We start from the raw sequence: 8,443 nt of genomic DNA on the forward strand, positions 1-8,443 counted from the left end.
GAAGAGCTTGAGTCAACATCATACCGTTAAATATGGTAAGAAAGCAGAGCGACGTAGTTATGCACGAATTAAAGAAGTGCTTGACTTGCCAAACTTAATTGAAGTTCAAACAGATTCCTATCAGTGGTTTTTAGATGAAGGATTACAGGAAATGTTTGACGATATTTCGCCAATTATTGACCACTCAGAGAATTTAGAGCTTCATTTTGTGGATTATGTTTTAAGAGAATCAAAGTATACGGTGGATGAATCGCGTAGTCATGATGCGAATTACTCGAAACCAATTTATGTGACTTTACGTTTAATCAACAAAGAAACTGGTGAAGTGAAAGAACAAGAGGTCTTCTTTGGTGATTTCCCAATTATGACGGAAATGGGTACCTTTGTTATTAACGGGGCTGAACGTGTTATTGTTTCACAATTAGTACGTTCACCAAGCGTCTATTTCCATGACAAAGTAGATAAAAAAGGACGTCACAGCTTTACATCAACCGTTATTCCTAACCGTGGTGCATGGTTAGAGTTTGAAACAGATGCTAAAGGTATTGCTTATGTGCGTATTGACCGTACACGTAAAATTCCAATGACTGTTTTAGTTAGAGCCTTAGGTTTTGGATCTGACGAAGAAATTATGGAAATCTTTGGTGAGTCTGACTTATTAGAATTAACCATTGATAAAGATATCCATAAAAATGCGAATGACTCTCGTGTTGAAGAAGCTTTGAAGGATGTTTACGAACGTTTGCGTCCAGGTGAGCCTAAAACCGCTGAAAGCTCTCGTAACCTTTTAGTGTCACGTTTCTTTGACCCACGCCGCTATGATTTAGCGAATGTTGGTCGTTATAAAGTCAATAAAAAATTAAATATCTTGTCTCGTATTGAAGGTTTAACCTTGGCTGAAACTTTGGCTGACCCTGAGACAGGTGAAGTTATTTTAACAGAGGGAACGGAGTTAGACTCAGCAGCGATTGAAAAAATTCGTCCTTATGTTGAAGCTAACATTAATGGTTTCACACTAAATCCTTCTCCAGAAGGGGTTGTTGGTGAGCCAATCGAATTACAACAAATTCAAGTCTATTCACCAAAAGATCCTGAGCGTATTGTCAATGTTATTGGGAATGGGCATATTGAAAAAACGAAAAACTTAACCCCAGCTGATATTATTGCTTCGATTAACTATTACTTAAACTTAGAAGAAGGTATTGGTAAAACAGATGATATCGACCACCTTGGTAACCGTCGTATCCGTTCTGTGGGTGAGTTATTACAAAATCAATTCCGTATAGGATTAAGCCGTATGGAACGTGTCGTACGTGAACGTATGTCATTACAAGATGTTTCAACGATTACACCTCAACAATTGATTAATATTCGTCCTGTTGTGGCAGCGATTAAAGAATTCTTTGGTTCTTCACAACTATCACAATTTATGGACCAAACCAACCCATTAGGTGAGTTGTCTCATAAACGTCGTTTATCAGCCTTAGGGCCTGGTGGTTTAACGCGTGACCGTGCGGGATATGAAGTACGTGACGTTCACTATACCCATTACGGACGTATGTGTCCGATTGAAACGCCAGAGGGACCAAACATTGGTTTAATTAACAACTTATCGACTTATGCGAAAATTAACCGTTATGGTTTTATTGAAACGCCATTTAGAAAAGTGGATAAAGCAACCGGACGTGTAACAGATATAATTGAATATTTATCTGCTGATGAAGAAGACTTTTATGTTGTAGCGCAAGCTAACTCTGTGCTTAATGATGATTCAACCTTTGCGTCTGATGTTGTTATGGCACGTTATACTTCTGAGAACATCGAGGTAACAACGGACAAAGTTGATTACATGGACGTGTCACCTAAGCAAGTAGTGGCGGTTGCGACAGCATCTATTCCTTTCTTGGAAAACGATGACTCTAACCGTGCCTTGATGGGTGCCAACATGCAACGTCAAGCAGTGCCTTTAATGAATCCTAAGTCACCATTAATTGGTACAGGTATTGAGTATAAGGCTGCTCACGACTCAGGTGCTGCTCTTATTGCAAAACGTGGTGGAGAAGTTATCTATGTGGATGCTAACCGTATTGTGGTTAAACTTGAGGATGGATCGAATGACGAATATCGCTTAACGAAATTTGCACGTTCAAACTCAGGTACATGTTATAACCAACGTCCTATCGTATCTGTTGGTGATCAAGTAGACGCGGAAGAAATTTTAGCCGATGGTCCATCAATGGAAAATGGGGAAATGGCTCTAGGTCAAAACCCACTAGTAGCCTTCATGACTTGGGATGGTTATAACTATGAAGATGCGATAATCATGTCTGAGCGTTTAGTTAAAGATGATGTATATACTTCAATCCATATTGAAGAATACGAATCTGAATCACGTGATACAAAATTAGGACCGGAAGAAATAACACGTGAAATCCCTAACGTTGGAGAAGACGCATTAAAATTCTTAGATCACGAAGGAATTATTTTAATTGGTTCTGAAGTTAAAGACGGTGATATTTTAGTTGGTAAAGTGACACCTAAAGGTGTGACTGAATTGTCAGCTGAAGAACGTCTATTACATGCGATCTTCGGTGAAAAAGCTCGTGAAGTTCGTGATACATCTCTACGTGTCCCACACGGTGGTGGCGGTATTGTTCACGATGTGAAGATCTTTACACGCGAAGACGGCGATGAACTAGCTCCAGGTGTTAATAAATTAGTTCGTGTATATATTGTACAAAAACGTAAAATTAATGAAGGGGATAAAATGGCCGGACGTCACGGTAATAAAGGGGTTGTTTCTCTTATTATGCCGGAAGAAGACATGCCATTTATGCCTGATGGAACACCAATTGATATTATGTTGAATCCGTTAGGGGTACCTTCTCGTATGAACATTGGTCAAGTATTTGAACTACACTTAGGTATGGCTGCACGTGAATTGGGTATCCATATTGCTACTCCTGTTTTTGATGGGGCTAGTGAAGAAGATGTATGGGATACAGTTCGCGAAGCAGGTATGGAAGCTGATGCGAAAACGACCCTATATGATGGGCGTACCGGTGAACCATTTGACCGTAAAGTTTCAGTCGGTGTAATGTATATGCTGAAATTGGCTCACATGGTTGATGATAAATTACATGCTCGTTCAACTGGACCTTACTCATTAGTTACACAACAACCATTAGGTGGTAAAGCGCAATTTGGTGGACAACGTTTTGGAGAAATGGAAGTTTGGGCGCTTGAAGCATATGGAGCGGCTTATACTTTACAAGAAATCTTAACGTATAAATCCGATGACGTGGTAGGTCGTGTGAAAACATATGAAGCCATCGTTAAAGGTCAACCTATTCCAAAACCAGGTGTACCGGAATCATTCCGCGTATTAGTGAAAGAATTACAAGCTTTAGGTTTGGATCTTAAAGTGCTTGATGCGAATAATGAAGAAATTGAACTACAAGATGATGAAGATGAAGATGATGTAGTCAACTTCAATGCGCTTCAAAAATTCAAAGATGAGCAAAAACTTTCTTCTGAAAAAGAAACTCAAGCAGAACCGACATTAGCCGATGGTCAAGTAAATATAACAGACCCAAAAACTGAAGACTAAAGAGATATTGATTGAATGCCTTAAACCGCGGAGGTGGCGTTCCGCAAATTTTAAAGGAGGTCGACCCCTTGATAGATGTTAATAAATTCGAAGCGATGCAAATCGGACTAGCGTCTCCTGAAAAAATTCGTAGTTGGTCGTATGGGGAAGTTAAAAAACCAGAAACGATTAACTATCGAACGTTAAAACCAGAAAAAGATGGTCTCTTTTGTGAACGAATTTTTGGACCAACCAAAGACTGGGAATGTAGTTGTGGGAAATTAAAACGTGTTCGCTACAAAGGTCGTGTTTGTGATCGTTGTGGTGTTGAAGTAACGCGTGCAAAAGTGCGTCGTGAAAGAATGGGACACATTGAATTAGCAGCTCCTGTAACACATGTTTGGTATTTTAAAGGTATTCCAAGTAGAATGGGTCTTTTGTTAGACTTAAGCCCACGTCTTTTAGAAGAAGTTATTTATTTTGCGTCATATATTGTTATTGATGCAGGTGATACACCTCTAGAACCAAAATCATTGTTATCAGAATTTGAATACCGTGAGAAAAAACGTGAATACGGCAATCGTTTCAATGCTAAAATGGGTGCTGAAGCCATTAAAGAATTGCTACAAGCTGTTGATTTGGAAGGCGAAGTAGCTGAGTTAAGAGAATTGTTGAAGACTGCTACAGGTCAAAAACGTAGCCGTGCGATTCGTCGTCTAGATATTTTAGATGCTTTCTTAGAATCTGGAAACCAACCAGACTGGATGATCTTAGATGCGCTTCCGGTAATCCCACCTGATTTACGTCCAATGGTTCAATTGGAAGGTGGTCGTTTTGCGACAAGTGACTTAAACGACTTATACCGTCGTGTCATTAACCGTAATAACCGTTTGAAACGTCTACTTGATTTGGGTGCGCCAAATATTATTGTTCAAAACGAAAAACGTATGCTACAAGAAGCGGTGGATGCTTTAATTGATAATGGCCGTCGTGGACGCGCTGTTGTTGGACCAGGTAACCGTCCATTGAAATCTTTATCGCATATGTTAAAAGGGAAACAAGGTCGTTTCCGTCAAAACTTACTGGGTAAACGTGTAGACTATTCAGGTCGTTCTGTTATCGTTGTAGGTCCAAACTTAAAAATGTATCAATGTGGTATTCCAAAAGAAATGGCCGTTGAATTATTCAAGCCATTTGTTATGAAAGAACTTGTAGAACGTGAAATTGCAACAAACATCAAGAACGCTAAACGTATGATCGAAGTTCAAGATGATGCGATTTGGCCAGTTATTGAAGAAGTTATTAAAGAGCACCCAGTTCTACTTAACCGAGCACCTACGCTTCACCGTTTAGGTATTCAAGCGTTCGAGCCAACTTTAGTAGATGGTCGTGCCATCCGTCTTCACCCATTAGTTTGTGAGGCTTATAACGCCGATTTTGATGGGGACCAAATGGCTGTCCACGTTCCCTTATCTGAAGAAGCACAAGCAGAAGCTCGTCTACTCATGTTAGCGGCACAAAATATCTTAAACCCTAAAGATGGTAAACCAGTTGTTACCCCTTCTCAAGATATGGTCTTAGGTAACTATTACTTAACACTTGAAGAAGAAGGTAGAACAGGTGAAGGACTTGTTTTAAGTAATGTGGAAGAAGGAATAATTGCCTACCAAAATGGTTATGCTCATTTACACACTCGTATTGCTATTCCTACAAAAGCCTTAGCAGGTAAACCATTTACAGAGTGGCAACAAGATAAAATGATGGTAACTACCATTGGTAAATTGATCTTTAATGAAATTATGCCAATCGAGTTCCCTTATTTAAATGAACCTTCAACAGAAAACTTAACCGTTCAAACCCCAGATAAATATTTCTTAGATAAAGGGGCAAATATTCCAGAAGAAATTGCTAAAATGGAACTTGTTAAACCATTTAAGAAAAAAGACTTAGGAAATATCATTGCGGAAGTCTTCAAACGATTCCATATTACAGAAACATCTAAGATGTTGGACCGTATGAAAGACCTTGGATATAAATATTCAACTCGTGCAGGTATTACCGTTGGGGTGGCAGACGTATTAAACCTTGACTCTAAAGAAGAAATCTTGGAAGAAGCACATGCTCGTGTGGATAATATTACAAAACAATACCGTCGTGGCTTAATTACTGAAGACGAACGTTATGAAAATGTTATCCGGACATGGGATCAAGCTAAAGACAAGATCCAAGAAGAACTTAAAAATAAATTACCTCGTCTAAACCCAATCTTTATGATGTCGGATTCAGGTGCTCGTGGTAACATCTCGAACTTTACTCAATTAGCGGGTATGCGTGGAAACATGGCGGCTCCAAACGGTAAGATTATCGAGTTGACCATTACCTCTAACTTCCGTGAAGGGTTGAACGTACAAGAAATGTTTATCTCGACTCACGGGGCACGTAAAGGGATGACCGATACGGCGCTGAAAACAGCTGACTCTGGTTACTTAACCCGTCGTCTCGTTGACGTGGCACAAGATGTCATTGTCCGTGAAGATGATTGTGGAACAGATAAAGGGGTATTTGTATCTGAGATTGCTGACGGTAATAGTATTATTGAATCGCTTGAAGAGCGTCTAACGGGTCGCTATATTCAAAAAGAAGTTAGACATCCTGAAACGGGCGAAGTACTAGCAAAAGCAAAAGACTTTATTACTGAAGACTTAGCAAGCAAGATTGTTAATGCAGGTGTTAAAGAAGTTTCAATTCGTTCAGTCTTTACCTGTGATACTGATCATGGTGTATGTAAAGTATGTTATGGACGTAACCTTGCAACAGGTACAGAAGTTGAAGTAGGTGAAGCAGTAGGAACAATCGCTGCGCAATCAATCGGTGAACCAGGTACACAACTGACCATGCGTACATTCCATACGGGTGGGGTTGCTGGTGGTAGTGATATCACTCAAGGGTTGCCGCGTATTCAAGAAATCTTTGAAGCTCGTCATCCAAAAGGACAAGCAACCATTACAGAAGTTGCCGGTGTGATTGAATCCATTGAAGAAAAAGCATCTGACCGCTCAAGAGATGTTACAGTTTCAGGTGCAGTCGATACTAGAACCTACAATATTCCAATCCAGTCTCGCCTTCAAGTCGTTGTTGGTGATGAAGTTGTTCGTGGTCAGGCCTTAACTGAAGGTTCAATTGATCCAAAAGAATTACTTCAAGTAACCGATGTGATTACGGTTCAAAACTATCTATTAAGAGAAGTTCAAGCAGTATACCGTAGCCAAGGGGTAGAAATCGGTGACAAGCATATCGAGGTAATGGTTCGTCAAATGTTGCAAAAAGTCCGCGTTATGGACCCAGGCTCAACGACCATTTTACCAGGTGCGCTCATGGATATTGCCGACTTTACAAAAGCGAACTTATCTGCCATTAAAGGTGGCGAAACGCCAGCGACAGCACGTCCAGTCTTATTAGGAATTACCAAAGCAGCTTTAGAAACAAATTCATTTATTTCAGCTGCGTCATTCCAAGAAACAACACGTGTCTTAACGGACGCTGCGATTCGCGGTAAGCGTGATGTGTTATTAGGATTGAAAGAGAACGTTACAATTGGTAAGTTAATTCCAGCAGGTACCGGAATGAAACGCTACCGTCAAATTGAAACGAATATCGAAAACCCACCACATCCAGACGAAGTCATCCTTGAAGACAAAAAACAACAATTGAAATAAGTTAAACGAACCGGGCTATCTAATTATAGATGGCTCGGTTTTTTAGTTGAAGAGGATAATATAAAAATAAGCTAAGCTTAAAAAAGGAACAAAAGGGATTTGAATCATTTTGTTTTTTGCTAGCAAATTATATAGAAAGAAAAAAATCAAAGCAGACATTGAACTAATGAAAAGTAAAAGTGGAAGCTGTTGAATGGATATACTGATACTCAACAAAAAAATTAACTTAATATCTGCGCCACCGATATACTTAGCGCCAAAATGATAAAGAAGCAGCAGGAGAAATAAGAGTATCAACACATAAAAAGACCATTGAACAACACCGATCGAACAAATAAATATCCCTGCTTGTAATACGTCTGGAACCCATCTACCAAGGATATCTATAAGGCTCATTAAAATGAGTATAGCTAGCCGTAAAAGTATTAATAAGTGATAGGATGTTAATAGAAGGTTAGATTCTAAGAACTGATAGACGGCAATCAACACAATCAATCCAATAAATAACTCTGAGATTAAATAAAATGACGAAATACGGTTAGAACACGACGGACAACGGAAACGGAAAAATAAAATTGAGAAAATAGGAAATAGTTGATACCATTTCAAAGGTTGTTGGCAATGATCACAGCGCGAGCGCTGTTTTATAGGGATAGATTCTTGATTCCAATGGTTGGCTAACCATAGTAGGAAAGATGCGAGACAAGCGCCGGTATAGAATATGAATAGATAAAAGATGAACATAAATAAACCTCCTACTTATATATACACAAAAAAAGTCGAATTCCACTAATTTATTTTAAAAAACTTCATTTTCATGGTTGACTTTCAATGGAATGGCATGCTATTATACTTCTTGTGTTCAAATGAAGGACACATGAACGAAACAAACGTAACAATCATTTGAAAAAAGCTGTTGCATTTAAATTTAAATGATGTTATAATAAAAGTCCCTGAACAAGGGAAGCGAACAATTCAAAACTTTTTCAAAATAAATTTAAAAAGTTGTTGACAAAGATTTGAACTTATAGTAATATATAGAAGTTGTCACTTGGACAACAAAGCTCATTGAAAACTGAACAAAGACAAACACCAAATTTTGTGAGGGTTCGTTTTATAACGAACACAACCGAATAAA

General features: G+C 38.9%; 3 protein-coding genes. 2 read left to right on the top strand and 1 reads right to left on the bottom strand.

Features of this window, described 5'->3' with window-relative positions; all coding sequences use genetic code 11:
* The first annotated feature begins 7 nt into the window (after positions 1-7).
* Positions 8-3,610, top strand: coding sequence for a DNA-directed RNA polymerase subunit beta (gene rpoB / locus ACTQ54_RS11720; RefSeq protein ID WP_441757099.1), 3,603 nt, complete (start codon positions 8-10; stop codon positions 3,608-3,610).
* A gap of 68 nt (positions 3,611-3,678) precedes the next feature.
* On the top strand, positions 3,679-7,305 hold the full coding sequence (gene rpoC / locus ACTQ54_RS11725; protein WP_441757100.1) for a DNA-directed RNA polymerase subunit beta': 3,627 nt from the start codon (positions 3,679-3,681) through the stop codon (positions 7,303-7,305).
* A gap of 42 nt (positions 7,306-7,347) precedes the next feature.
* Here the strand turns inward: rpoC and ACTQ54_RS11730 are convergent, their stop codons facing one another.
* Entirely contained in the window at positions 7,348-8,049 is a 702-nt protein-coding gene (locus tag ACTQ54_RS11730) for a prepilin peptidase (protein WP_441757102.1), read from the bottom strand.
* Positions 8,050-8,443: the final 394 nt, after the last annotated feature.

This window comes from Fundicoccus sp. Sow4_H7, assembly GCF_052115865.1.
Lineage (GTDB): Bacteria > Bacillota > Bacilli > Lactobacillales > Aerococcaceae > Fundicoccus_A.